General features: G+C 63.7%; 1 protein-coding gene. It reads left to right on the top strand.

Going from position 1 to position 1,116, the window contains the following annotated elements:
- Positions 1-77: 77 nt before the first annotated feature.
- A protein-coding gene (locus tag E5J99_RS20935) for an IS3 family transposase (RefSeq protein ID WP_135499749.1) occupies positions 78-1,116 on the top strand; the annotation gives its coding sequence in 2 pieces (ribosomal slippage) (positions 78-327 and positions 327-1,116; 1,040 coding nt annotated over the 2 pieces). This gene is flagged as partial in the annotation.

The following is a 1,116-nucleotide window of genomic DNA, read 5'->3' as shown; positions in this document are numbered from 1 at the left end:
TGTAGGCTTCCCCTCGAAGTAGGCCAGTGAAAAGTAGAGGAAAGGGGTATATTTTCTCACCCTTTCCCTACTGCCCCATGAAAAAGAGCCGCTTTAGTGAAGCGCAAATCATCGGCATCCTGCGCCAGCAAGGCCAGGGCCAAACCGTGGCTCACATTTGCCGCGAGCACGGTATCAGCGAGCCCACGTTTTACCAGTGGAAGAGCAAGTACGGCGGCCTGGAGGTCACCGAATTACAGCGTCTCAAGCACCTGGAAGAGGAAAACCGCCGGCTCAAACAACTGGTGGCCGATCTGAGCCTGGAAAACCAAGTGGTCAAGGAGGTGCTGCGAAAAAAGTAGTGGCCCCGGCCGAGCGGCGGGCCGTGGCCCAGCACGCCGTGGCGCGGGGGCTGAGCCGGCGCCGGGCCTGTGCCCTGGTGGGCCTGGCCCGCGAGAGCTACGCCACGCCGCCCGACCGGGGCGAGCAAAATAGCCGTTCGGCGAGCGAGGCGGTGGTGGTGGCCGCGTTGCTGGCCGTGGTCAAGCGCCATGCTGGGTGGGGCTTTTGGAAGTACTACTACCGGCTGCGCAAAGATGGCCTGGTGGTGAATCACAAGCGGCTGTGGCGCCTGTACCAGGCCCACCACCTGCAGCTGCACCGGCGGGGCAAGAAGCGCCGCTTGCCCGAACGCATCAAGCAGCCGCTGACCGTGCCCGAGCAAGCCAATCAGTGCTGGTCGATGGACTTCATGAGCGACGCCCTGACCGACGGGCGGCGCTTCCGCACGCTGAACGTGGTCGAGGACTGGAACCGCGAAGTGCTCGGCATCGAGGTGGATTTCTCCCTGCCCGCCACCCGGGTGGTGCGCCAGCTCACGCAACTGGTCGAGCGCCACGGCCCGCCACAGCGGCTGCGCGTCGACAACGGCCCGGAGCTCATCAGCCACGTGTTGCAGGACTGGTGCGGCCAGCAAGGCATCGTGCTGCACTGGATTCAACCGGCCATCCCCACCCAAAATGCCTACGTGGAACGCTTCAACGGCTCGTTTCGTCGCGAGCTGCTCAACGGCTACCTCTTTGCTACCTTGCAGCAGGTGCGTGAGCACTGCCGCTTGTGGCAGTACGACTACAACCA

Source organism: Hymenobacter elongatus, from assembly GCF_004745955.1.
Classification (GTDB): Bacteria; Bacteroidota; Bacteroidia; order Cytophagales; family Hymenobacteraceae; genus Hymenobacter; species Hymenobacter elongatus.
Note: the sequence above shows the minus strand (reverse complement) of the source record. Positions and strands in the feature narration are given on the sequence as shown.